Raw genomic sequence first — 26,004 nt, forward strand, 5'->3', positions numbered from 1 at the left:
TTGTTTCCTGTATTGAGCTGCAGCTATATACCTTGTGCAGGTATTTAACTTTTCCAGAAAACCCGGGTGAACAGGATCAGCACCGAGAAAATTTCCAGTCGCCCCAGCAGCATCGCAAAGCTGCAGACCCAGGTTTGAAAGTCGCTTAGTCCGCCAAAATTGCTGGCCGGACCAACTTGCCCCAGCCCGGGGCCTGCGTTATTGATGCAGGCAATAATGGCCGAAAAGCTGCTCATGAAGTCCAGCCCGGAGAGCAGCAAGACAAAGGTCAGAATAACAATCGAGGCAAAGTAGATAAAAACAAAACCCATGACTGAGAACAACACGCTATTCGGGATGATTTGCCCGTTTACCCGCAGTGGATGAATGCCCTGCGGATGAAGCAGTACCGACATTTGGCGGCTGACTTCACGAACCTGGATGATGGTGCGGATCATCTTGATTCCGCCGCCGGTCGAGCCGGCGCAGGCAGTGATGCACGAGAGCAGCAGCATCGCCAATGGCACCAGAATCGGCCACTGGGCAAAATCGACGCTGGCAAAGCCGCAGTCGGTCGCCAGCGAAACCAGATTAAATGCAACATGGCGCAGAGCAGTAAGATAGTCCGGATAGGTTTGCTGCCAATATAAATAGCCCGCGCAGGCCAGCGTGCTGCCGACAATCAGCAGCAGCATGGCTTTGAATTCGCTGTCATTCAGATACGCCGACAATTTGCGTCCGGAAAGGGCAAAATAGTGCGTCGCAAAATTGGTCGCTGCCAGCAGCATGAACACGATCAGAATGCCTTCAACAACTGGGGAGTTGAAATACCCGACGCTGGCATCGTGTGTTGAAAATCCGCCCAGACACAGCGCGGCAAAAGCATGGCAAACGGCGTCCAGCCAGCTGATGCCGCCAACATACTTCAATAGCAAGGTGCAGAGTAGTGTCAGTCCGGCATAAATCAGCCACAGATTGCGCGCGGTTTCCCTAATTCGAGGTGTCAATTTGGCGTCTTTGATTGGCCCCGGTGTTTCAGCTTTGAATAGTTGCATACCCCCTACACCTAATAGTGGCAAAATGGCTACAGCCAAGACAATGATGCCCATACCCCCTAGCCAATTGAGCAGATGCCGCCAGAGATTGATTGATGGCGGTAAATGATCCAGCCCGGTAAATACTGTTGCGCCGGTCGTCGTCAGTGCGGAAATGGTTTCGAAATAAGCGTCGGTAAAGCTGGTTTGCGGGTTATAGAGCAGGAGTGGCACAGCGGCGACGGCCGGGAGCAGCCCCCAGACTCCGACGACCAGTACAAAGCCGTCACGCGAGCGCATTTCACGTTTAAAACGATGCGTGAATGCAATGGTCAGCAAACTGACGATCAGCAAACCCACCAGCGCATCAAGCAGCGGCCAGAAGCCGGCATCCTGATGCCACCAGCTCACGATAATTGGCACACTGAGCGAGAGCGAAAAAAGCAGTGATACCTTGGCCAGAATATTGAGCGTCGGTAGCAGGCGCTGTGGCAGTTTCATTTAAAAAAATCCAATCTTGACGGCAAACAGTTGTTCAATGGCGCGAATATGCCGCTTGTTATCCATAAAGACGATGACATGGTCTTCGTTACTAATCTCTGTGTCGTGGTGCGCCATCAGCACTTCGTCGCCACGAATGATCGCTGCGATATTGGCACCTTGCGGCAAGTTGATTTCTTCGATTTTTCTGCCGACGACGCGCGAGTTATTGCGGTCGCCATGCGCGATCAGCTCAATGGCCTCGGCTTCGCCGCGGCGCAGGCTGTGCACCGCCACAATGTCGCCTTGGCGTACATGTGCGAGCAGCGAGCCTATGGTGGCCTGCGCTGGCGAGATGGCAACGTCGATCTTGCCGCCTTGCAATAAGTCCACATAGCGTGAGCGGTTGATGATCGCGACGACCTTGCGTGCGCCCATTTGTTTGGCGAGCAGGGACGACATGATGTTGTCTTCGTCGTCCGAGGTCAGCGCCAGAAACAAATCACAACGGTCAATTTGCTCGTTTTCCAGCAGGTTTTCGTCGGTAGCCTCGCCGTGCAGAATCAGGCATTGCGGCAAATGTTCGGCCAGCCACTGGGCGCGTTCGCGGTTGATTTCGATGATTTTGATCTGGTAATCGTTTTGCAATGCATGCGCCAGCCGGTAACCCACATTGCCGCCGCCGCAAAGGGTGATCCGGTTGATCGTGCGCTCGGTGGCTCGCAATTGCTGCATCACAGCGCGAATGTCCTTGCTGGCCGCCAGAAAGAAAACCTCATCACCAGCTGACAGGACAATATGCCCATCGGGCGAAATACGTTGGTTGCGGCGATAAATCGAAACAATGCGACAATCGGTTTTAGCCAGATAGATTGGTAAAGTGGCCAGATCTTTGCCATCCATTGCCGCACCCGGTTCGACTCGAACGACGACCATTTTGGCCTGCCCTTCGGCAAAATCGAGTACCTGCAAAGCTTCTGGTGTTTCGATTAGCCGCTTGAGCAAATCGGTCACGATTTGTGCTGGCGTAATGATGTGATCGATGGCAAAGCAGTCAGGTCTGAATAACTCGGTGCGGGCGAGCAGATCATGGTCGCGGATCCGGCCTAGCCGGGTGGGAACATTGAACAGCGTTTGCGCCATTTTGCATGCGACCATATTGAGTTCGTCCGACGGCGTGACTGCCAGTAGCAGATCGGCGTCGGCTGCACCAGCATTGGCCAGAACCAATGGGTTGGCTGCATGCCCGACCAGTGTGCGCAGATCAAGTTTGTCGGCCAAGGGCTGCAGGTTGACTGGGTTTTCGTCGACGATGGTGACGTTATAGTTTTCACGCACCAGCTGTTCGGCTACTGAGGTGCCAACCCGGCCGGCGCCGAGGATCAGGATATTAGGCATAGAAGCTCCGGGGTGGCATGTGTCCACAATGTTGACGATTGCGGGTAACCCGATTCAATTTCATGATTAAAAGTAGCCGAAACAATGTAATAACGCCGACGCTGGATGGCGTCGGCGTTATTGAAAAGGACTATTTAGGCTTCTTCGAGATTGCGCACTTTGCGAGGCATCTGAATCCCCAATTGCTTCAGCTTGCGATACAAGTGGGTTCGTTCCAGGCCGATCCGCTCGGCAACCCGGCTCATATTGCCATTCGACAGCTCGATCTGGCGTTCCAGATAGAAGCGTTCGAACTGATCGCGCGCCTCACGCAGCGGCAGATCCAGATCGATCTGCGGCAGTGGCATGGCTTGCTGGATTTCAGTCGTGGCCAGTTGCGATTCGGGCGACAGTTGCGCCAGCAAACGGCTGACGGGCAGAATATCGATATCGCCGTCGCGTCCAGTTAAGGCCAGGCTTTTGACCACATTGGCCAATTGGTCGATATTGCCCGGCCAGTCTTGCTGGCTGAGCAATTGCAGCGCGGATTTTGAAAAACGGCGCACGCCCAGTTTGTTGGCTACAACCGATTGTGCCAGCAGGCTTTCGGCCAGCATCGGGATGTCTTCGGCATGATTGCGCAGGGCGGGGACGGGAACGATGATTTGCGTGAGTAAACGCAATAATTCCGGTTCAATCAGCTCTGTCAGTTGATCCAGTGGGCGAGTTGATGCCGTGACCAGCCGGATTTTATGTTTTTCCAGTTTCGGGATCAGATTGATCAGTCCGGTTTGTGCCTTGCGATCAAGCCAAGCAATGTCGCGAACGAAGATTGTACCGCCAGCGGCACGGTTGAGCATATCCTGCGGTGGCAGCGCCAGCTCTTCGTTGGAATTGGGCGAAACAAAACCGCCGCCGGCTTTGGTCAGATGGCGTGCGCAAGCTTCAAAACCGGAGCCTGGTTCACCGGTCAGGATAATGGGCAGGGACTGGCTTGCAACCTGGTCAAGTGCCTCGCGCAATGCATTAATCGCACTGCTATTGCCGAGGCTCTGCAGACCCTGCGTCGTCTTTACCGAAGTGGTCGGTTGTGCAAAGGCGCGCTTGACGGCTGCGAGCAGTTTTTGCAGACCAATCGGTTTTTCCAGAAAGTCCAGTGCACCGATGCGTGTCGCTTCAACAGCGGTATCGACTGTGGCGTGGCCGGACATCATTACGACGGGCATTGTCAGCTGTCCATTGCGCGACCATTCTTTAAGTAGCGTGACGCCATCAGTATCGGGCATCCAGATGTCGAGCAAGACCAATTTGGGTTCGGCCTGATTCCGGTATTTACGTGCGGCTTCGGCATTTTCAGCCAGTGCAACGCTATATCCTTCGTCCAGCAAGATTTCGGAGAGTAGTTCGCGAATGCCAACTTCATCGTCAACGATCAGAATTTCTTGATTAACCACTTGTTGTTTCCTCCCAGAGCGGCAACTCAATCCGAACAAAAGCGCCAGTGGCATTGCCCACCTGCACTCGCCCGTGATGTTCTTCAATAATTTTTTTCACAATGGCCAAACCCAAACCGGTTCCTTTGGCTTTCGATGTCACATAGGGTTCGAAAACGCGGGGTAACAGATCGGCGGGGAAGCCTTTGCCGCTGTCTTCAATATAAAGACGCGCCCATTTTTCGTCTTTTTCGACAATAAGGCAAATCTGTTTTTCATCGGCATCGGCAATCGCGTCCTGCGCATTTTGCAGCAGGTTGTGAATGACCTGGCGTAAATGTGTCGCATCGCCGTTAACGATCAAGGCATCATGCACTTTAAAATCGCGCATGATAGGCGAAGCTTCATAAAGCACCAAGACTTCTTTGACGAGCGCCAGCAAGTCCAGCGGTTTTTTCTTGCCGGAAGGCTTACGTGCGTAGTCGCGGAATGCATCGACCATTTGCTTGAGTGCGGCAACCTGTTTGATGATGGTTTGCGTGTTGCGGGTGAGAAATTCGGCTCCAGCCTGATCCAATTTGTCGACCAGTTTGATTTCCATCCGCTCGGCAGACAACTGAATCGGTGTCAGCGGATTTTTGATTTCATGCGCCAGACGACGTGCCACTTCACCCCAGGCTGCATCGCGTTGCGCCGAGAGTAATTCGGTAATATCGTCAAAAACCAGCACATAACCATGCAGGTCTTCGGCATCATCAATAATTTGCGTCAGGCGTGTTCCACGAACCAGTAGCACGCGTTTTTCCTCGGCCAGATCAATCTGGCGTTGCCAGACTTCTTCGTCAGACAAAAAACCGTGAATCGTATGTGCAGCAAAGGCAGTGAGTGCCGGGTAGCTTTCATTCCAGCGAGACAGGGGTTGACCCATGATCCGTTCTGGATCGAGCCCCAGAATGCGTAATGCGCTCTGGTTGGCAGATTGCAGCTGCCATTCTTCGTCGAATGACAGCACGCCAGCAGACAGTGAGCCCAGAATCGCTTCGACGTAGGCTTTGGCTTCGGCCTGTTCGGCCTGATTTTCTTCCAGCTTGTCCCGCGCATCGGCCAGCTGACGTGTCATGCGGTTGAACGAGTGAGTCAGAATACCAAGTTCGTCCCGACTGATAACCGGATGCTGTTGAGTAAAATCGCCCTGCGCAACGGCTCGCGTACCAGCCGCCAGCACGCTCAATGGCGCTGCGAGCTTGTCCGAAAGATAAATCGCCAGTGCCAAGGCGCCGAGCAGGGCAATGGTTAATGCAATCGTCAGCGTCAGGCTGTAAATGATTTTCAGCCCCTGCCGGGACTGGGCGAGCTGTTTGTAGTCGCTACGCACCTGTTCGACCAGCTCTGCATCCTGAGCTAGTTGAGTCGGAACCGGCTGGAGTAATTGCAATAATCGGGTACGATTGGAAAAATTGCCTTCGGGCATTGGGACGATGACTCGCATCATTAATCCCGATGGCGTTTTTTCTATCCCTTTGTAACTGCCGCGCACGGCTTCACGCACCAGATCGCGCCCTGGCAATTGAGGAATCAATGCGGCATTTTCATTGCCGATATTGGCATAGAGCTGGTTGTTGTCATCAAATAGCGTGATTTCCTGTACACCGGTTTGTTCGCGCAAATTGGATAGTCGCGGCAACATGCTGCTCGCACTGTTGTCATGAATGTCCCAAGCAATCACGCTGGCTTTGCGCTCCAGATCGGTGAGCTGAAATTCGATGGCGTTATGGCCGAGATTCAAGCCGCGATCAAGCGCATTATCAACACGAACGTCAAACCAGGCTTCGATCGAGCGGTTCAGAAATTGCACAGACAGGGTGTAAACCAGAGCGCCGGGCAGGACGGCAACCAGTGCGAACATCAAGACCATGCGCAAAGTCAGTCGTGAGCCAAAAACCTTGCGCTGTACGCGTTTGAGCAGCCGGGTCAGTCGTGTCCCTACCAGCAAGGCCATGCCGATCAGCAAGGCCACATTCAACCCGAGTACCAGACCATAGTGGTTTGAGAAGTGCGAAGTATTACCTGATGCTGTTGCGAGTAAGAACAGCAGCACAGTGGCCAGACAGCCTAAAACAAGAAGCCAGCGTTTCACTGCCCGACCTCCGTTTCGGTATTGCGATGCAACTGGATTTCGACCCAGCCCGATTCAAGTTGCCAGTTGGCATTACCCAAAGTGCTGACCTGATAGGTTTTGGGCAGTTGTGCACTATCGAGCCGCAAACGCAATTTGCCGGCAAATTCGTCTTCGGTGAGATCACTGCCGTCCATGACCGACCAGTTTTTGATATGCCCGAGTGCAATCAGGGCTTCGTCCAGAGAGGCGAAATGTCGCGTAATGCCGCCAGCGCTAATCCTAAATTGCTTGGTTAATGGCTGATATGACAGGCGCTGGGTTAGTTCGGCATTGGCGCCAAAGCCTTCGGCGAGCTGGCGATACCAGGCGTAAAAACGCGGTTTGGTCAGTTTGAACTCGTAGATAAACGGCAGGGTGAGTCCGTTGCGCAAAGCGTCTTCGAGCTCCGGGCTGAGGGTGATCGAATATCGGGCAGATACTTCGATGCGTGGCGGAATAATGTCGGCTTCGGCCTTGGTGTTTTTAATGGAGGCAGCCTGAGTTTGCACACTGAACAGCAGGGCGAGTATGGAGCCCAGCAGGCGCCAGTTGAGTCGTGGCATTAACGACTCAAATGCGCTTGCTAAAGAGTGCATAAAAGAAACCATCATGATCCGAATTCGGTAAGAGCTGACCATCAAAATGATCGGCCGGAATCTGCCGGCTATCCAGTGTTTCACGCTGTGCATCAGGATGACGCTGAGCAAAAGCGGCTGCTGATTGCTGATTTTCGGCAGGAAACACCGAGCACGTAGCGTACAGCAGTTTGCCACCGGGCGCTACGAGCGGCCAAAGTGCATCGAGCATTTTTTCCTGCTGGCGGGCAAACTCGGCAAAATCATCGGGGCGGCGCAGCCATTTAATGTCCGGGTGGCGCCGTGCCACGCCACTGGCCGAGCAGGGTACGTCGGCCAGAATCCGGTCAAACGGCTTGCCGTCCCACCAGCTTGCCGGCGTGCTGGCATCGGCAGCCAGAATGGTCGCCGAGAAATTAAGGCGTGCCAGATTGTCTTCAACGCGCTTGAGTCGGGTGGAGTCAGCGTCAAGCGCGCTGAGTTCAACGTCGGCCAGTTCAAGGATGTGACCGGTTTTACCGCCGGGGGCAGCGCAGGCGTCCAATACGCGTTGTCCATCCTGAACGTCGAGCAGGTAGGCTGCCGCTTGTGCGCCCCAGTCCTGCACCGAAACCCAGCCGTCGAAAAAATGAGGCAGCTCATCAACCGATTGGGCTTTTGCCAGCTGGATACTGAACTCGCCCAGGGCTCTTGCCGCGATGCCTTGTTCGGTGAGCAAAGCCAGATATTGCGTCGCGTCGCAGTGGCGGCGGTTGATGCGTAACGTCATCGGCGGGTGTTGATTATTGGCCTGCAAAATCTGTTGCCACTGTTTCGGGTAGGCGTTTTTCATTTCGCTCATCCACCATTTCGGATGGTTGAACTTGGCACGCTCATTTTTTTGTGCGGCGGCAACGAGTTCATCTTGCTGGCGCAAAAAGCTGCGCAGCACGGCATTGACCAGGCCTTTGCCCTTGCCTTGGCCGATTTTGGCCGCGACATTGACCGCGTGATCGACGACGGCGTGCGCACCTGCGCGGGTAAATTGCAATTGATACAGCGTTGTCAGCAACAGAACTTTCAACTCCTGCTCTTTCAGCGGCTTGCTCGCCAGAGCATTGAGCAAGGCTTCAAGCAGCCCCAGATGGCGCAATGTGCCGTAGGAAATATCCTGAATCGCGCCGCGTTGCTGTGGCGTCAAGCCGGGGTTTTGTCGCCATGTCGTACCCAGCGCTTCAGTCAGGTTTTGTCCGGCAAGTACCGAATAGACGGTTTCGCAGGCGAGGGTTTGCGTGAGTAGCATGGGAGATTCCGAAGTATTTAGTGGGGTATTGCTATGTGGCTTAGGCTCTTTGTGCTTAGGGGTGTATACCCTTGCCAAAAAACTCGCCTGTGTTGAGTTCGTTGCCGCTAAGAAAGGCCTGTGCGCCCAATCGTTTGCCGCCGGATTTTTGTAATTCGCTGATTTGCAATGCACCTTCGCCACAAGCGACGACAATCGCTTCTTTCTGAAGTGACAGAATTTCACCAGCCTGACCCTGACCGGCACAAGGGCTGGCTTGCCAGATTTTCAGCGGCTGACCTTGCCAGCTGGTTTGTGCACTAGGAAAGGGGTTGAATGCACGAATCATCCGATCCAATTGAGTTGCACTCTGCGTCCAGTCGATTTGCGCTTCTTCTTTTTTCAACTTTTCGGCGTAATTCACGCCGACAGTGGGTTGAATTTGGCGCGTTGCTTGCAGTGCAGGCAAATCAGCCAGTGCAGCAACGATGGCCGCTGCGCCTTGCGTGGCCAGTTTGTCGTGCAAGGTCTGGGCATTGTCGCCGGGTAGTATCGATGTGCGATGAATGCTGAGCATGTCTCCGGTATCAAGACCCGCGTCCATCTGCATGATGGTAATGCCGGTTTCGGTGTCGCCCGCCAGAATCGCGCGCTGAATCGGCGCGGCACCGCGCCAGCGCGGCAGCAGCGAGGCATGAATGTTCAGGCAGCCAAATCGAGGCAGATCAAGTACTGCCTGAGGGAGTATGATTCCGTAGGCGGCAACAACCATGACGTCTGCGTCAATACCCAGTAGTGGTTCCTGTTGTTCTGCACTACGCAGTTTTTCTGGCTGGTAAACGGGAATCTGATGGTTTAACGCGACTTCCTTGACGGATGATGCAGTTAACTTCATTCCGCGGCCACTGGGTCGGTCGGGCTGGGTCAGAACAAGAGCAATGTCATGTCCGGCAGCAATCAGTGCTTCGAGTGCGCTGGCGGCAAAATCGGGTGTGCCGGCAAAAATAATTTTCATGGCGTACGAGGTGTGCAGAGTGAGGTTGGGTGAAGCTATCGCGCGAAAGGGCGTCGCAGCTTAATTAATAAACCCAAGGTTTCACGCTGCTTTGCGCCTTGCGTGACGAGGGGGCCTTGGGTTACCGCTATTGTTTAGTTACTTACATCGCTTTGCGTTTTTTGAGCTTTTGCATGATGCGGTTTAATTTCAGCCGGGATAGTTTTTCGACAAAAACTTTGCCATTCAGATGATCGATTTCATGCTGGATGCAGATCGCGAGCAGGCCGCCGGTATCGATTTCAAACGGTTTGCCGTCACGATCAAGTGCTTTAACCTTGATGTGCTCGGCGCGATCAACTTCTTCATAAATACCGGGAACCGACAGGCAGCCTTCTTCATAAGTGGTGATGCCATCCATTGCGATGATTTCCGGATTAATCAGAACCAGCAAATCATCTTTGCTTTCGGAAATATCAATGACGACCAATCGTTTGTGAAAGTCGACCTGAGTGGCGGCCAAGCCAATACCGGGTGCCGCGTACATGGTTTCGGCCATATCGTTGATTTGGCGTTGTAAAGCCGCATCAAATTCAGTGATGGGTTGCGCGACTGTGTGCAAACGCTCGTCGGGGTAGTGCAGAATATTGAGAATTGCCATATTTGCTTGCTAGACCAAAAGTTTGTGATGCAGAATGGGTTAATAATATTGCTTAAGCTTAATTCATCATATAGAAATTTGAATAGAACGGTTGATTCGTTCGATCTATCCAAATTCAAAATTTGCTTGCTGGCGCTACAACAATTGCGGCGGGAACTGGGCTCACACTATGCGTAAATCAATTATATCCTTTCTTTTGCTCGCCGGTTTTGTGTCCGGTTCCGTCGTTGCCGATGAGCTCAAACTTGCTGACAATGCGCCAGACAGTTATGTCGTCGTCAAGGGGGATACGCTTTGGGATATTTCGGGCAAATTTTTGAAGCAACCGTGGCGCTGGCCGGAAATTTGGCGCTTAAATAAGGCTGAAATCAAAAACCCGCACTGGATTTACCCGGGTGACGTCATTGTACTGGGTAGTTGTGATGGCAAACCATGTTTGCGACTGCTCAAGAACACAAAAGCTGACGGACGTAATGGCTCCGGCAAATTAAGCCCCCGCGTTCGCGTTTCTCCGCTGGAGGGAGATGCAACACCAAGTATTGCACTCTCTTCGATTGAGCCGTTTTTGTATAAACCGTTGATTATGGATATGGCGACCTTCAAGGCAGCTCCGCGCATTGCCGCGGGTCCTGATGATCGGGTCATGTATACAGCAGGTGATCAGATTTATGCTGTGGGTTTGCCTGAAGCCGAGTCCGGAGATACTTTCCAGGTTTTCCGTCAAGGCAAGGAAATAATGGATCCGGATAATCCCAAACAATTTTTGGGGATGGAAGTCAATTATTTGGGTGATGTGCGCGTACATCGTTCGGGCGATGTGGTCACACTGAAAGTGGTTTCTGCTTTCCGGGAAATTCAAATCGGTGATCGCATGGTAAAAACGCCGGAAAGGAATTTCCTCAATTATGCACCGCACCTGCCGGTGGAAACGATTACCGGCAAAGTGGCGTCAACCTATGCAGGTGTTGTGGATGTCGGTTCGCTAATGACCTTGGTGATCAACAAAGGGGCACTGGACGGTGTTGATGTCGGAACGGTCTTCTTTGGTTATAAAGCACCACGTTCGATTGCCAAAGAAGACAAGTCTGAACCGGACCGGATTACGCCACCAATCAAGAGTGCCAATCTGTTTGTGTACCGCGTATTTCCGAATCTGTCCTATGCCTTGGTGCTAGATAGTACTATGCCAGTTAATGTCGGTGATGCCGCAATTGCAGAGGCGGCAACGCCTGCGGAGTAGGGTGTGCACGATGAATTGATCGCTTGGCTGCGCCTGAGTCTGGTTCAAGGCTTGGGCGCTCGCGGGCAAATTCAACTACTACGGGCTCTGGGTGAGCCCGTAGTTATTTTAGGTTGCAAGCAAGATATTCTTGCGCAATATGTGCCGATGAAGGTGGCCGGGGCAATCTGTGCAGCTGCAAATGCAGGTATTACACCGCAGATCGAAGCTACGCTTAACTGGCTTGAACAACCCAATCACTATATTTTGACGCTGGCTGATGAGCGTTACCCCAAGAAGCTGCTAGAGCTGCCAGACCCTCCAGTTGTTTTGTATGCCAAAGGCGATTTGAGCTGGCTTGATCGCCCTGCTATTGCGATTGTCGGCAGTCGTAATGCAAGCCCGCAAGGTATTCAGAATGCCCAGTCTTTTGCAAAACACCTGTCTTTGCAGGGCGTCACTATCGTCAGCGGACTGGCCAGCGGAATTGATGCCGCAGCACATCGCGGCGGTCTGGATGGACAAGGTTCCAGTATTGCTGTTGTGGGGACTGGGCTGGATCGTGTCTATCCGGCGAGCAATCGGGATCTGGCGCATCAATTGGCCGATCAGGGTTTGATTTTGTCCGAGTTTGCCATCGGTTCGCCACCCAAGGCCGAACATTTTCCTTTGCGTAACCGCTTGATTGCAGCACTGGGTCTGGGTTGTCTGGTTGTGGAGGCTGCAATGGGAAGCGGTTCACTAATTACCGCTCGTCAGTCGCTTGAGCTGGGGCGTGAAGTGTTTGCTATTCCCGGCTCAATTCACTCCTCCCTTGCCAAAGGCTGTCACCATTTGATTAAAAATGGCGCAAAACTGGTCGAATCCGGTATCGATATTTTTGAGGAGCTTGCTGCTCCGCTTTCCTTGTTTGATTTGCCCGAAGGGGCCGCTGCATTAAGCAAAAAGAGTCCCGGAAAGCCCGGAGATGAAGACCCGATTTTAAGCAAAATCGGTTGGGAGCCGATTGATTTTGATTCGTTGATTGAGCTTACTGGCTTGACTAGCGAGGCGCTGTGCGCGATTCTGTTGGGTTTGGAATTAGAAGGACAGCTTTCCTGCCTGCCTGGTAATCGTTATCAAAGGCTCGCAGGTGCTGGATAAACCCGATTATGCTTGAAGTACTGGCTTATCTGTTTGAACAATTTTATAACGCGGACGGCTTGCCCGATGTGTCGCAGCTGGCCAAAAAATTGTCTCTGGCTGGTTTTGAAGGTGAAGATATTCACGATGCGCTAGCATGGCTGGGTGAACTCAAACAAATTGATGTAGCACCCTATCGCGCACTTGATGATTTAAAAACAGAACTGCGCAGTTTGCAGCCAATCGAATTGGCTCGTTTTAGTGATGAAGCCGCCGAATTTATTTTTTCACTCGATGCAACTCGCATCCTGAGCCCAGGCGAGCGCGAACTGGTGTTAGATCGCGTCTGGCGCGAGCCGGAGGGAGAAGTCAGTTGCGAGCGTATCAAACTGATTGTGTTAATGGTGATTTGGCAAAAGCGTGATGGATTGTCTAATCTCCTGATCGAAGACCTGCTCTTTGGCCGTGATGGCGCTGCATTGCACTAATGCCGCGTGCGCTTGAAGAATACTCAAACCTATTGAATTCATACTGAACGGGGAACCATGCCCGCAAATCTCTTAATCGTAGAGTCGCCGTCAAAAGCGAAAACACTGCAAAAATACTTGGGCAAAGATTTCCAGATCTTGGCCTCTTATGGTCACGTGCGCGGTTTAGTGCGCAAAAGCGGTTCGGTTGATCCCGAACATGACTTCAAAATGAAGTACCAAGTCATCGACAAAAATAAAAAACATGTCGATGCCATTTGTGAAGCAGTCGAGAAGGCCGATAACGTCTACCTCGCATCCGATCCGGACCGTGAAGGTGAAGCGATTTCCTGGCATATTCTGGAAATTTTGAAAGCGAAAAAACTGCTTAAGCCTGAAAAACAGTTCAAGCGGGTTGTGTTTCACGAAATTACCGAATCGGCCGTTCTGAATGCAGTAGCGAACCCGCGCGATCTGGATTTCAATCTGGTCAATGCCCAACAAGCACGCAGCGCGCTCGATTATCTGGTTGGCTTTAATCTATCACCGCTGCTGTGGCGCAAAGTCCGCACCGGTCTGTCGGCTGGTCGCGTACAAAGTCCGGCTTTGCGTCTGATTTGTGAGCGAGAGATTGAAATTCGTGCGTTTAACGCGCAGGAGTATTGGACGATTCATCTCGATACCAAAAAAGGCCGCAGTAAAGTGGCTGCCAAGTTGACGACTTGGCAGGGCAAGAAACTCGATCAGTTTGATATTCCGAACGAAGCTGAACAAACGACCATTCTGAGTGGTCTGGCCGGCAAAGAAGCCGTCGTTCATGCGGTAGAAAAGAAAAAGAAATCGCGCAGCCCGGCTGCACCATTTACGACTTCAACGCTGCAACAAGAATCGGTGCGCAAACTTGGTTTTACCACTGATAGAGCGATGCGTACCGCGCAATCGCTGTACGAAGGTGTCAATCTTGGTGGCGAAACGGTTGGTTTGATCACGTATATGCGTACTGACTCGGTCGCCTTGTCGAATGATGCGCTGGCCGAAATTCGCGAGTATATTTCGAGCAACTTCGACAAAGACTATCTGCCAAACGCGCCAATTACCTACAAAAACAAAGCCAAAAATGCACAGGAAGCGCACGAGGCGATCCGGCCAACGTCGATCCTGCGCACGCCAGAATCGGTCAAAACCTTTTTGTCGCCAGAGCAATTCAAACTCTATCAAATGATCTGGAAGCGCACTTTATCGTGCCAGATGACCCCGGCCAAGTTTGATACCGTTGCCGTTGATATTGCCGTTGGCAGCCCGGAAAATCTGTTCCGTGCTACGGGTCAGACTCTGGTTTTCCCCGGCTTTATCGCCGTGTATCAGGAGGACGCCGACGACGTTGAAGACGATGAAGACGAAGCACGTCTGCCAGTCTTGAACGAAGGTGACGCGCTGCCGGTTGAAAAAATCTTTGGCGAACAGCACTTCACACAACCGCCACCGCGCTTTACCGAGGCGAGCTTGGTGAAATCGCTTGAAGAGTTCGGTATTGGCCGTCCATCAACGTATGCGTCGATTATTTACACGCTGAAAGATCGTGAATACGTCATTCTGGACAAAAAACGTTTTACGCCGACCGATACCGGCGAAGTGGTGAATAAATTCCTCACCGAGCATTTCACGCAATACGTTGATTACAATTTCACCGCCAAGCTTGAAGACAAGCTCGATGAAATTTCGACCGGTTCGCGCGAATGGGTGCCAGTGCTCGACGAATTCTGGAAAAAATTCCACAAGCAAGTCGAGGATAAGCAAGCCTTGTCACGCGCCGAAGTGACACACGAGGCGATGGACGAAGTTTGTCCGAAATGTGGCAAGCACAATCTGTCGATCCGTCTGGGGCGTCGTGGCCGTTTTATTAGTTGTAGTTCATACCCGGAATGCGATTACACGCGTAATATTGGCGACGATCCAAATGCTGCGCCGCTTGAGCCTGAAGTCGTTCCTGATCGAACCTGCCCGAAATGCGAATCACCATTGCATATCAAAGTCGGACGTTATGGCAAGTTTATCGGTTGCTCCAACTATCCGAAGTGCAAGCACATTGAACCGCTGGAAAAACCAAAAGACACCGGCATTGAATGTCCTGAATGTCACAAGGGTAGCCTGATTGAGCGCAAGAGCCGGTATGGCAAGATGTTCTACTCATGCAATACCTACCCGGATTGCAAGTATGCGACGTGGAATCCGCCGATAGCTGAAGCTTGCCCGCAATGTAAATGGCCGATTATGACGGTCAAGGTCACCAAGCGCCGTGGAACGGAAAAAGTCTGTCCGCAAAAAGAATGCGGTTATAGTGAAGTGCTGATACCGCCTGCTCCGAAAGAGTAAGGTTTGCAGCTTGAGCGATTGAAACGGGAATTCGACAGAATTCCCGTTTTTACTTGCACTGTTTTTGTCTGACATTTTAATGTCTTGAGGTTGTCCTTTGTTGTCTGAATTTTTTGCCAATTCGATCTCCCTGAGTGAGCTGCAGATGTCCGAGCAGCAGGCACTGGCGACTTATCACACTTATTTCAACGCGTTTGACAGTGTGGTGAGTATTCTGGCGCAAAGCGACGAACCCGATTGTTTGTCTGAAATGCTGCGCGTGCTTGGCCAGGCGTCGCGCAGCAGCATGACCGCCTTGTATCTCAATGACAAACAAGGCCGGAATGCCAAGCTGGTGGCTAGCTGGCGCGATACCGATTGCAAGTTGCCTCAACATACCCTGGGTGTGTTTGATTCTGTAGACTATGACCAATATGCGCTGCTGGCCGATACCCTTGCTGTTGGTATGTTGCTCAATAAGTCATTGCTTGAATTACCACTGGCCGAGCAGATGTGGCTGGCCCAAGTTGGCATCCGCCAGCTCTTGTGTGTTCCCTTGCTGCAACGTGGTGAATTATTCGGATTTTTGGCCTTTTTTAACGATAATGAGCGCCACTCACGCGATCCGCTTGAATTGCAATTGCTGGCGATGTTGTCCAATCACATCGCGCAGGCGCTCTGTAAAGTCAAGCTGGAGTCCGAAGCTTTGACCAATCAGCAGCGTTTGCGCGCGCTGGTTGGCGTGACACAGGACATGATGTTCGAGCTCGATGCGCAAGGCGTGATCCGGCACGTCTGGTCGGCTCATCCGGCATTACCCGATCCTGATTCTTTACGCGACCGACCGATGGCTGCCGTGTTGCCTTATGAGCTGGCGCATGAGCTGATTCGTTGTTTGCCTCAAGCCCAGAGCGGGCAAGCCAGCCAGCAATTTAATTGCATACTGGCTGAACACAATGTCAGCCTGCTGGTTCGATTGCAGCCGCTGGAACAGGGAGATCAGCGCAGCGTGGTCGTGTTGCTGCAAGATGTTTCGGCGCTGATGCACGATGCGGCGCGTAAAAAAACCATGCTCGAAACACTCAATCTGCTTGAAGAGGCCATTGTCGATTTACAGCCTGACGGTGTACTGACCGAAGTGAGCAATGCCTGGGGGAATATCCGCGCGATTGATGCGCGCGAACTCGGCGGAGAGCTGGGACGCAGGCTGCAGAGCTGGGTTCATCCAGACGATCTGGCGACGCTGGATAAACTGATTGCGGCGCAAATCCATTCCCGGGCGGCGAGCAGTGCCCGCTTTCGTTTGTTGCGTGCTGACGGCGAGTTCGTCTGGGTCGAGTTGCGGCTGATTACGCATTTTTCCCCTGATCAAAAAGCATCGGCTTTGCGCGGGGTGTTGCGTGACGTCACCACCGCGCATCTTAACGAGCAACATATTACCCAGATGGCGCTATATGATCATCTGACCAAATTGCCGAACCGTTTGATGCTTGATGCCGAAGTTCATCGTGCGCTGGAAAATGCGGCGCGTGAGCATCGAAAAGTGGGGCTGGGTTTTATCGATCTGGATCATTTCAAGCAAATTAACGACGCTTTCGGGCATAAAACGGGTGATGATTTGCTGGTGCAACTGGCCAAGCGGCTCAATGAATCGCTGCCGGGAAATGCTTTGCTGGCACGCTGGGGAGGCGACGAATTTGTCGTGCTGATCCCCGATCTGGCTGATCAGAAAGAGCTGGCGCTGATTGCCGAACAACTACGGCTGGCGGCGCGCGAAAGCATGGTGGTCAATGGCATGGAAACCCAGCCGACGATTTCGCTGGGTTTTGCTGTTTACCCTGATAATGCCGAAAGCGGTGATGAATTGCTCTCCGCTGCCGATCACACGATGTACCACGCCAAAAATGCCGGGCGCAACAGCATTTGTTTTTACAGCGATATCGTTCATCTGAAAGCATTGGGGCGCGAGCATGTAGCGATTCAGTCGCGACTTTCCAGTGCGATCCGTTACGGTGGACTGCAGGTGTTTTACCAGCCTATCGTCAACGCTCGGACTGGCGAGATTCTGGCCGTTGAGGCCTTGGCACGCTGGATGGACGACAAGAGCGGCTGGATCAGCCCCGAGCTCTTCATTCCGATGGCCGAAAAAGTCGGCCTGATTCAGGAGTTGTCCGAGCAAATCATGCTGCAGGCCTTTGCCAAATTGCGCGAGTGGCGTGATGCCGGGCTGACCCAGAAGCTGATGATCAATGTGTCACGCAGCCAGCTGTATTTGCCGACGTTTGTCTCATCGCTGGTCGAGCGGCTGACTCAATTCAAACTACGCCCGAACGATATCATTGTTGAAGTGACCGAGAGCGTGGCGCTGACCGATTATGCGCGGCAGATGCGGCATTTACGGCAACTGAGCGATGCTGGTTTTGTGCTGGCAATTGATGATTTTGGTACTGGTTATTCATCGCTGTCGCAGTTGCACGAAATGCCGGCGCAAATGCTGAAAGTGGATGTTTCATTTGCTCAACGACTGCATACCGAGGAAGGGCGACGCGTGATGCAGGCGATTGTGCAAATGGCGCAAGGGTTGCGGCTCGATCTGGTTGTCGAGGGCGTCGAAACAGTGGAAACCTTGCGCTTCTTGCAGGGACTCGGTGTGAACCAGATGCAGGGCTTTTACTTCAGCCAGCCGGTGCCATCGGGTGTGGCCGAGCTATGGATGCGGCTGGGCTTGCAGCTGAAGCTGTAGGGTGGGTATGTCGATGTAGGCTAGGCCTGGCAATGCCTGTCGAGTAATACCCATGCCAGAATCTGATTGCCTCGCATCTCATTGATGCATTGGTGTCAGAATCTGCCGTAGAAACTGTTTGGCTCGATCCGTTTGCGGCTTGGTGAAGAATGATTCTGGCGTTGTGTCTTCCAGAATTTCACCATTTTCCAGAAACAGCACACGGTCGGCGACTTCACGTGCGAAGCCCATTTCATGCGTGACGACCATCATCGTCATTCCGGATTCAGCCAGTTTTTTCATCACGTCCAGTACTTCACCGATCATTTCCGGATCAAGCGCACTGGTCGGTTCGTCAAACAGCATCACGCGTGGGCTCATCGCCAGACCACGCGCAATCGCGACGCGCTGTTGCTGACCGCCGGACAGATTGCTCGGATAGGCGTCTTTTTTGTGTGCAAGGCCGACACGGTCAAGTAGCTCAAGCGCGCGTTGATTGGCTTCGTCGGGCGATTGTTTTTTGACCTGAATCGGTGCCAGCGTGATGTTCTCAAGCACTGATAAATGCGGATACAGATTGAAGTGCTGGAAGACAAAACCGACGTCTTCGCGCAATTGGTTGATATCGGTTTTGGGGCTGTTGGCCTGAATGCCGCCGACCCAGATTTCGCCGTCGTTGATCGCTTCGAGCTGATTGATGGTGCGAATCAGCGTTGATTTTCCCGAGCCGGAAGGCCCACACAGAACCACCACTTCACCCTGCTTGACTTCAAGGTTGAGGTTTTTGAGTACGTGGTGCTGAGGACCATACCATTTATTGACTTGGCTAAAGCGGATCATGGCAGTGTTTGTAGTCATTAATCAGACCTTTCATTTTGCAGTGTGCGACCTACTTAGCCTAGCGGGGAAAACCCTAGCTTTGCAAGGTGTTCGATAGCGCAACGTATTGCGCGACGCTGACATTTTCAGGTCGCATACTGGGCTCAATCCCGACTGCCGCCAATGCTTCGTCATTCGCAATGCCTTTCAGATTATTGCGGATGGTTTTTCGGCGCTGGGCAAAGGCGGTTTGCACTAGGTTACGCAAATGTTCTTCGTCTTTGGCCGGATGTGGTAACACATCATAGGGCACCATGCGCACCACGGCCGAATCGACTTTTGGAGGCGGATCAAAGCTTTCTGGCGGTACGTCGAGAATGTGGTCCATCAGATAGCGATACTGCAGCATGATGGACAGGCGGCCATAGTCGGTCGTGCCCGGCTCGGCGACCATCCGATCGACGACTTCTTTCTGCAGCATAAAGTGCATGTCATAAATCACGTCGCCAAAGCTCGCCAGATGAAACAGCAAGGGCGTCGAAATATTGTAGGGCAGGTTGCCAACGAGTTTGATGCGGCCACTGGGTGCAATTTGCCGCGCCAAGGCGCCAAAGTCGAACATTAGCGCGTCGCAATTGTGAATCACCAGTTGCTCGGGGGTGTAGCGTTGTGACAGATGCGCGACGATATCACGGTCGATTTCGACGACGTGCAGCGTCGGCACACGCGCCATCAGCGGGATAGTCAGCGCGGCCAGGCCAGGCCCGATTTCGACGATTGCGTCTTCTTTATGCGGGTCGACGGCGTTGATAATGCTGGCGATGACGCCTTGGTCTTGCAAAAAATTTTGCCCGAAGCGTTTGCGTGGGATGTGTGCCATGTGATCCTAGTACGACTAATTAATGGTTTGCTGCGAGTTGGGCTGCTAGCCGGGTCGCGGCAATCAGGCTGCCAATTTCAGCTTTGCCCGTACCCGCCAGATCAAGTGCGGTGCCATGATCGACCGAGGTACGGATAATCGGCAGGCCGAGTGTGATATTGATGCCGGCGCCAAACGTTGCAAATTTGAGTACCGGCAAGCCTTGATCATGGTACATCGCCAGCACCGCATCGCCTTGCGCCAGAATCAGCGGATTAAACAGCGTATCGGCGGGCAGCGGGCCAATCAGCGTCATTCCCTCAGCACGCAATGTGTCGAGTACCGGGATGATGACGTCGATTTCTTCGCGTCCCATATGACCCGATTCGCCCGCGTGCGGATTGAGTCCAGCAACGATAATGCGAGGCTGAGCCAGACCAAACTTGTTTTGCAAATCCTGATGCAGGATACGTAACGTGCAGGTCAGTGATTCAACGCTCAGCGCAGCCGGAACATCCTTGAGCGGCAAATGCGTCGTTGCCAGCGCAACGCGCATGTGTTGTTGTTCGCCATACTCGCCCGCCAACATCATTACGACTTGAGGGGTATGAGTCTGCTCGGCAAGATATTCGGTATGTCCGGAGAAATACGCCCCACTAGTACCGTCGTTAATCACACCTTTGTGAATCGGTGCGGTGACCATGCCGACAAACTCACCTGCGACACAACCAGCCAGCGCACGATCAAGCAGATCGAGTACATAACGGGCATTGGCCGGGTTGAGCTGTCCTGCCGCACAAGGCGAGTTGAGCGGTAAATGCAGGATTGAAACCGGCTGAACTTGATCCAGCCGGTAATCGGGCCAATGGGCAATCTGCGCCGGATCAATGCCGATTTGTGTCGCTCGCTCCAGCAGCATCGCTTTATCGGCCAGAATGACAATCGGGTGGGGTATATCGCCCAAGGCCATTCTGATCGTTATTTCCGGGCCAATACCTGCTGGTTCTCCAGTGGTAATGACCAGCGGACGAACTGCTGTGGACATTACTCGTCCTTCAGGCGGATCACGACACGTGAACGATCACGCAACTGGCGCAACCAGTCTTCGTATTGCTCTTCGGCCTTGCGTTGTGCCAGCTCTTTGCGGATTTTGAAGCGTGCTTGTTCCTGAGTGACGTCCTGATCACGGCGTTCAAGTACCTGGATCAGGTGAAAACCAAATGGTGATTGCACGGGTTGGCTGATTTCATTGGGTGCGAGTGCATTCATTGCCTCTTCAAAGGCGGGTACGGTTTCACCCGGATTGAGCCAGCCCAGATCACCGCCTTTTGCGGCACTGATATCGTCCGAGTAGGATTTGGCCAAGGCAGCAAAATCCTGTCCGGCTTGAATCCGTTCGCGCATTTGCTGGAGTTTCTGGCGCGCGTCGGTCGTTGAGGTGACTTCATTGCTGCGGATCAGGATATGACGGGCGTGCGTTTGCTTGACGATAACGCGTTCTTCCTGACTGCGTTTATCCAGCAATTTGAACAAATGAAATGCAATCGGCGTACGAACGATGTCGGTGTATTCGCCCGGCTGCAATTTATCGAGCAAGGTGGTGAACGCGGTCGGCAATGAGCCGGCCGGACGCCAGCCTACGACACCGCCCTTGGTGGCATTGCCATCGTTTGAATAGCTGGCAGCGACGGTAGCGAATGATTTGCCTTCAGCCAGTTCCTGTCGCGCGGCCTGAATGCGGGCGCGTTTGGCCTGGATTTGTTCGGGGCTGGCATTTTCAGGAATATTGACCTGAATTTGCGCCAACTCGTATTCCATTTTGGCTTTGCCCGCTGTGGTTTGCAGGTAGCTGTCGATTTCTGATTCGGTGACGACCACTTTGCTGTCGATCTCTCGTTCTTTCAAACGAGCCAGCAGCATTTCCTGCCGGATTTCTTCGCGAAATTGCCGCCAGCTGATGCCGGAGCTTTCCAGTTTTTGACGGAACTCGGGAAGCGACATTTTATTTTGCTCGGCCAAGCGATTAATACCCATTTCCAGCTGGCGGTCATCAACGCGTAGCCCGGATTTTTCAGCATATTGCAGCTGTACCTGGTCCATCACCATCCGGTCCAGTACCTGTTGCTGGAGGATCTCATCGGGCGGTAATTTGACTTTCTGTCGGCTCAGGTTGACCTTGACCGAGTTGATTTTACGATCCAGCTCAAGTTGGGTGATTGCATTTCGATTGACGACGGCGACTACGCGATCGACTGTGACCACTTCTGCCTGCGCAAGCGATCCCATCAGCAGGGTCAGCAAGGGAAGGGCACGCCAGTGGCGACGAAGCTTGAGGATTGATTTCAGACTGAATGTCGACTGATCTAGTTTCATTACGATGCCTATTAACGCAGTTGGGGCGAAGAGTAAGTGTCGGCATAGCCGGGAATGGACTGACGCAAAACTGAAATCGGATTCATCCCGATCCCTGCCAGACCACCAAGTTCAAGCAAGACAAAGAAATTTGTTTTGTATTCGCTGTCGGTTGTGACATAACGTTGCGCCGCAAGACGCAAGGCCCAGCAACCGGCATTATATTCAAGCCCGGCCAGTGACTCTAGCGCCTGATCGTCCTTGAGCGAATAGTTATGTCGTGCAACGCCATACCAACCCGAACCAAATGGCCATTGGCCGCTGATATCAAGTTGTTCGGTTTTTGTGCTGCGATTGACACTGTAACGCAAATTCAGGGTTTTAAACTCACCCGGTGACCAGTTTAGGTTGGCGTCGGCGCGAGCCGTGCGTCCATCCTGCATATCCTGTTGCAAGGTGTAGTTGACACGGACGTCGTAAGGTAGCTCGCCGCCGAGCATAAACAGCAGATCAGATGATTTTTCTTCATTGCTTTCATTCGTCGAGCTGATGCCAACCCGTGGCGGGACAAAATAAATCCGCTGACCTAGCCCGGCATAAAAACGCTGAATACCGTTTTCATCGTCAAAAATGCGCGTATTGAGCGCCAGGGTGATTTCATTGGCGTCGTTAATCCGGTCGTTTCCTGAATATTTGTTTTCGGAAAAGAGCTTTGACCACGATAAATCGGTCGTTCCCGAATCATAATTAGGTAGCGTGGATTGATCCTTGAATGGTACATACAGATAGTAGATTTGCGGTTCCAGCGTTTGCAGGATGCTGCTGCCGAACAGGCTGCCCTCGCGTTCGAAGAACAGGCCGCCGTGAATACTGGTGATAGGCAGAATACGGCTAGCACTCCCTTGGTCCTGACCACTGGCAGACTCGTTGTTGTAATGAGTCGCATGCACACCGACTTTCGGTGTGATGAAGCTGTAGGCATTGGTAAATGGCAGGCTCAGCGTCGGATAGACCCAGGCTCGATCACCCTGTTGCTTGGTGTCGTGTGAAAATTGGGTGATTTCACCCGTGATTGACGTTTTTGTTCCGCCACCCAGATCTGGTGAGTAGCTTGCATACCACTGTGGTAAACGGGCGTAAGGTTCTGTAACGTGGTTGGTGCTGCTTTGCAGTGTCTGGTATTGCTGCATCCGGATATAGCTCGACCAGTTGCTGCCACTGCTTGAGAGTACGGCCTCCTGCGGCAAGTTCACTTGTGATGCAACGGAGAGCCGGTCGCCAAAATCACTGAAATAATGGTCGTCAGAAACTTTCTGATAATTCAGTGTGAGTCGCAGGCGTTCTGCCAGTTGCTGGTTATGGCGAAATAGTACGCTATAGCGTTGCTCTTGATCTTCTTTGTCGTTAATGGCTTCGGCGCTGATGATGCCGGTATAAGAAGGTTGCAGGTAGCGAAACTCTCCCCCCATCATCAGGCCGCGCTGAGCAAAATAGCTTGGAGTGATAGTCGCGTCGTAATTGGGCGCGATATTCCAGTAAAACGGCTGTGAGTATTCAAAACCGTTGGTGCTGCTATAAGCGAGCGTCGGCATCAAAAAGCCGGTTTTGCGCCCGCCATCCAGCGGAAAATCCATCCACGGATAATAAAAAACCGGCACGTTTTGAAATTCAAGCCAGCCATGCCAGGCCTGACCATAGTTTTGCGTGTAATCGAGCGAAATTTCCTTGGCGTGTAAAAACCAGTCGTTTTGTTCCGGCGTACAAGTGGTCATCGAACCGTTCTGGATACGATATTTATCTTTGCCTTCAAACAGCAATTTGACCGCTTCGCCGCGTGCCAGCCCTTGTCCCATCAGGTAGTCTGCGTTTTCCAGTTCGCCGACGCGTTCGGTCACGGCGACATCCAGCCGGCTACCAGTCAGCGTATCGCCATCGCGGTGCATGATGACTTTATCGCCAGCATGCAGTGTATCGCTGGACTGGCGATACATGACCCAGTCGGCCTGAACATCCAGCGTGCCGCGATTAATGACGACATTGCCCTTGGCTTCCAGATAATCGTCTTGCTGGACGTTGGCCTGATCGGCTTCGACAAAAACCGGTGGTTCGGGCGTCGCGACGGGAGATTGTGCATACGCCCAGCACGGCAATAGTGCCAGCGAAAGCTGCAAAATGGTGAGGTGAAATGGTGGTGAAGAATGCACCCGCATGTGGCCTTGTTCAGCTAACTGGTAGAATCAGGGGATTTTAGCAGATTGAGAGCAATTACTCGTATGAACCGTCGCGAACAAATAGCAAACTGGTTACAGATGGGTCAAGGCAGCGTGCCTTCCACTCTGAATATCGCCGCTGCCGACGCCAGTGTGCGCCAGTATTGGCGTGCAAGCTGGGCAGATCATTCCCAGATGGTGATGGATTTTGACCCGGCTCAGTTTGACGTGCAGCCGTTTTTGCTGCGCCAGCAGCAGTTGCAGCAAGCGGGTGTGGCTGTCCCTAAAGTGCTTGCACAGGATTTGGCGCAAGGGCTGGTGGCGCTGGAAGATCTGGGTGATGTAACGCTGGCTAGTGTGCTCCATGAGGCCAATGCCAAGGGGTGGTATCTGCGTGCAATCGGCGATTTGATTGAGATGCAGCGTAATACCCAGGTGGATGGCCTGCCCGTGTTTGATGGTGAATTTATCCAGCGCGAACTCAATATCTGTCGTGAATGGTATATCGGCAAGCAATTTGCCAGTGAGTTGAGCAAGAAAGATCAGGCGGTTTGGGAGCGCAGCTGTGCGCTGATTACGCTTGAAGTGTTGCAACAGCCGACGGTTTTCATGCACCGCGATTATCATTCGCGCAATTTGATGGTGCAGGATGACGCCTTACGAGTGATCGATTTTCAGGATGCCGTGCAGGGGCCGATCAGTTATGACTTGGTGTCGCTGTTGCGCGACGCTTATATCAACTGGAACGAGGCTTTTGTGCTCGATCTGGCAATCCGCTACTGGGAAATGGCGCGCGACGCTGGTTTGCCGGTGCACGCCGATTTTTCGGACTTCTACCGCGCTTTTGAATGGACCGGTTTGCAGCGTCATGTCAAGATACTCGGTATTTTCGCCCGCTTGAACGAGCGCGATGGCAAAGCGCAATATCTGGCCGATCAGCCGCGCGTATTTGAATACATCCGCCAAGTCTGCCTGCGCTACCGCGAGCTGACGCCGCTGGGGCGTCTGTTGTTGAACCTACACGGCACGCCAGTGGAAACGGGTTTTAGTTTTTAGTCTTGTAAGGTGATAGAGGTGAGAGTGAGGTGTAACAACCAAATCCCATCTCTGTTATTTCACTTTAAGCTGACGTACTTTACACCTAACACCTAACACCTCACGCCTTACACACCAATATGAAAGCAATGATTTTGGCCGCTGGCCGTGGTGAGCGGATGCGCCCACTGACCGACGTCACCCCGAAACCACTCCTCGATGTCGCCGGGACGCCGCTGATAGGTTGGCATCTGAAGCGTCTTGTCGCCGCAGGTATCGAGCAAGTTGTTATTAACCATGCCTGGCTGGGCGAGCAAATTGAAAGCACGCTGGGCGATGGCGCGACTTTTGGCGCACAGATCCTTTATTCAGCTGAAACGCAAGCGCTGGAAACGGCGGGCGGCATCGCGACAGCCTTGCCCTTGCTCGGCGATGCGCCATTTTTGGTCGTGAATGGTGATGTGTTTAGTGACATTGATTTTGGCCAAAGCGCCTTGCAACACTTGGGCGACGGCTGTTTGGCGCATCTGATTTTAGTGCCTAATCCGCCACAACATCCGGCCGGTGATTTTGCTTTGCTCGCAGGAAAAGCCTTGGCTGAAGGTGAGCAAAAATATACTTTTAGTGGAATTGGCCTTTATCACCCCGCATTGTTTGCTAGCACACCAGCCAATCAGCCGGCCAAACTTGCACCTTTATTGCGAGAGGCGATGGGGCAAGGGCAGGTGAGCGCGTCTTTGCATCATGGTTTGTGGCTTGACGTCGGCACGGTCGAGCGTTTGCAATCCGCGCGCGAACTGGCCGCCACATGGCGATGATTGTTGCCGCAACAAGAATAACTGCGAATCGTGGCTAATAAGTTGTTTCATCAGGGAAAATAACGTTGAAAAATGCT

20 protein-coding genes are annotated in these 26,004 nt (G+C 52.7%); 7 read left to right on the top strand and 13 right to left on the bottom strand.

The window, feature by feature from the left end; translation table 11 throughout:
• Positions 1-44: 44 nt before the first annotated feature.
• The 8 genes from ACG2XO_RS08310 to def all read right to left on the bottom strand — a co-directional run bounded on the left by ACG2XO_RS08310 (position 45) and on the right by def (position 9,952).
• Complete coding sequence (locus ACG2XO_RS08310; protein WP_410497518.1) at positions 45-1,514, bottom strand: TrkH family potassium uptake protein; 1,470 nt, start codon at positions 1,512-1,514, stop codon at positions 45-47.
• Complete coding sequence (gene trkA, locus ACG2XO_RS08315; RefSeq protein ID WP_410497519.1) at positions 1,515-2,891, bottom strand: Trk system potassium transporter TrkA; 1,377 nt, start codon at positions 2,889-2,891, stop codon at positions 1,515-1,517. It abuts the gene before it with no gap.
• Positions 2,892-3,025: 134 nt separating this feature from the next.
• The gene (locus ACG2XO_RS08320) at positions 3,026-4,324 is read right to left on the bottom strand and encodes a sigma-54-dependent transcriptional regulator (RefSeq protein WP_410497520.1); all 1,299 of its coding nucleotides are present in this window, start codon (positions 4,322-4,324) and stop codon (positions 3,026-3,028) included.
• Positions 4,317-6,440: an ATP-binding protein gene (locus ACG2XO_RS08325; protein WP_410497521.1), complete on the bottom strand. Its 2,124-nt coding sequence runs from the start codon at positions 6,438-6,440 to the stop codon at positions 4,317-4,319. Before ACG2XO_RS08325 ends, ACG2XO_RS08320 begins: the two co-directional genes overlap by 8 nt.
• Positions 6,437-7,024 (bottom strand): DUF4390 domain-containing protein, encoded by a 588-nt coding sequence (locus ACG2XO_RS08330; protein WP_410497522.1) that lies wholly within the window; start codon positions 7,022-7,024, stop codon positions 6,437-6,439. The genes ACG2XO_RS08325 and ACG2XO_RS08330 overlap by 4 nt, the downstream gene beginning before the upstream one ends.
• A 7-nt stretch (positions 7,025-7,031) precedes the next feature.
• Positions 7,032-8,318 (bottom strand): 16S rRNA (cytosine(967)-C(5))-methyltransferase RsmB, encoded by a 1,287-nt coding sequence (gene rsmB, locus ACG2XO_RS08335; protein WP_410497523.1) that lies wholly within the window; start codon positions 8,316-8,318, stop codon positions 7,032-7,034.
• A 55-nt stretch (positions 8,319-8,373) separates the two neighbouring features.
• A complete protein-coding gene (fmt, locus tag ACG2XO_RS08340) occupies positions 8,374-9,312 on the bottom strand; it encodes a methionyl-tRNA formyltransferase (protein WP_410497524.1) in 939 nt (312 codons plus the stop codon).
• A gap of 142 nt (positions 9,313-9,454) precedes the next feature.
• Positions 9,455-9,952, bottom strand: coding sequence for a peptide deformylase (gene def, locus ACG2XO_RS08345; RefSeq protein WP_410497525.1), 498 nt, complete (start codon positions 9,950-9,952; stop codon positions 9,455-9,457).
• Positions 9,953-10,043: 91 nt separating this feature from the next.
• Between def and ACG2XO_RS08350 the strand changes: the two genes are divergently transcribed.
• The 5 genes from ACG2XO_RS08350 (at position 10,044) to ACG2XO_RS08370 (ending at position 17,855) form a co-directional block, all read left to right on the top strand.
• Positions 10,044-11,192, top strand: coding sequence for a LysM peptidoglycan-binding domain-containing protein (locus ACG2XO_RS08350; RefSeq protein WP_410497526.1), 1,149 nt, complete (start codon positions 10,044-10,046; stop codon positions 11,190-11,192).
• Positions 11,193-11,195: 3 nt separating this feature from the next.
• Positions 11,196-12,314, top strand: coding sequence for a DNA-processing protein DprA (dprA, locus tag ACG2XO_RS08355; protein ID WP_410497527.1), 1,119 nt, complete (start codon positions 11,196-11,198; stop codon positions 12,312-12,314).
• A gap of 8 nt (positions 12,315-12,322) precedes the next feature.
• The gene (locus ACG2XO_RS08360) at positions 12,323-12,781 is read left to right on the top strand and encodes a DUF494 family protein (protein ID WP_410497528.1); all 459 of its coding nucleotides are present in this window, start codon (positions 12,323-12,325) and stop codon (positions 12,779-12,781) included.
• A 57-nt stretch (positions 12,782-12,838) separates the two neighbouring features.
• A complete protein-coding gene (gene topA, locus ACG2XO_RS08365) occupies positions 12,839-15,133 on the top strand; it encodes a type I DNA topoisomerase (RefSeq protein ID WP_410497529.1) in 2,295 nt (764 codons plus the stop codon).
• Between the two features lie 100 nt (positions 15,134-15,233).
• Positions 15,234-17,855, top strand: a complete 2,622-nt coding sequence (locus ACG2XO_RS08370) for an EAL domain-containing protein (RefSeq protein ID WP_410497530.1) — start codon at positions 15,234-15,236, stop codon at positions 17,853-17,855.
• Positions 17,856-17,933: 78 nt separating this feature from the next.
• Here the strand turns inward: ACG2XO_RS08370 and ACG2XO_RS08375 are convergent, their stop codons facing one another.
• From ACG2XO_RS08375 to ACG2XO_RS08395, 5 genes are all read right to left on the bottom strand, one after another.
• A complete protein-coding gene (locus tag ACG2XO_RS08375; protein ID WP_410500242.1) occupies positions 17,934-18,674 on the bottom strand; it encodes an amino acid ABC transporter ATP-binding protein in 741 nt (246 codons plus the stop codon).
• 73 nt (positions 18,675-18,747) lie between these two features.
• On the bottom strand, positions 18,748-19,533 hold the full coding sequence (rsmA, locus tag ACG2XO_RS08380; protein WP_410497531.1) for a 16S rRNA (adenine(1518)-N(6)/adenine(1519)-N(6))-dimethyltransferase RsmA: 786 nt from the start codon (positions 19,531-19,533) through the stop codon (positions 18,748-18,750).
• A gap of 19 nt (positions 19,534-19,552) precedes the next feature.
• Positions 19,553-20,557, bottom strand: coding sequence for a 4-hydroxythreonine-4-phosphate dehydrogenase PdxA (gene pdxA / locus ACG2XO_RS08385; protein ID WP_410497532.1), 1,005 nt, complete (start codon positions 20,555-20,557; stop codon positions 19,553-19,555).
• Positions 20,557-21,885, bottom strand: coding sequence for a peptidylprolyl isomerase (locus tag ACG2XO_RS08390; RefSeq protein WP_410497533.1), 1,329 nt, complete (start codon positions 21,883-21,885; stop codon positions 20,557-20,559). The genes pdxA and ACG2XO_RS08390 overlap by 1 nt, the downstream gene beginning before the upstream one ends.
• Positions 21,886-21,896: 11 nt before the next feature.
• On the bottom strand, positions 21,897-24,074 hold the full coding sequence (locus tag ACG2XO_RS08395; protein WP_410497534.1) for an LPS-assembly protein LptD: 2,178 nt from the start codon (positions 24,072-24,074) through the stop codon (positions 21,897-21,899).
• Positions 24,075-24,137: 63 nt separating this feature from the next.
• Here ACG2XO_RS08395 and ACG2XO_RS08400 point away from each other — a divergent pair, with 63 nt between their 5' ends.
• Both ACG2XO_RS08400 and murU read left to right on the top strand, forming a co-directional pair.
• Positions 24,138-25,130: an aminoglycoside phosphotransferase family protein gene (locus ACG2XO_RS08400; protein ID WP_410497535.1), complete on the top strand. Its 993-nt coding sequence runs from the start codon at positions 24,138-24,140 to the stop codon at positions 25,128-25,130.
• 119 nt (positions 25,131-25,249) lie between these two features.
• Positions 25,250-25,927 (top strand): N-acetylmuramate alpha-1-phosphate uridylyltransferase MurU, encoded by a 678-nt coding sequence (murU, locus tag ACG2XO_RS08405; protein ID WP_410497536.1) that lies wholly within the window; start codon positions 25,250-25,252, stop codon positions 25,925-25,927.
• Positions 25,928-26,004: the final 77 nt, after the last annotated feature.

The sequence above is a fragment of the Chitinibacter sp. S2-10 genome (genome assembly GCF_046530675.1).
Taxonomy (GTDB): Bacteria; Pseudomonadota; Gammaproteobacteria; order Burkholderiales; family Chitinibacteraceae; genus Chitinibacter.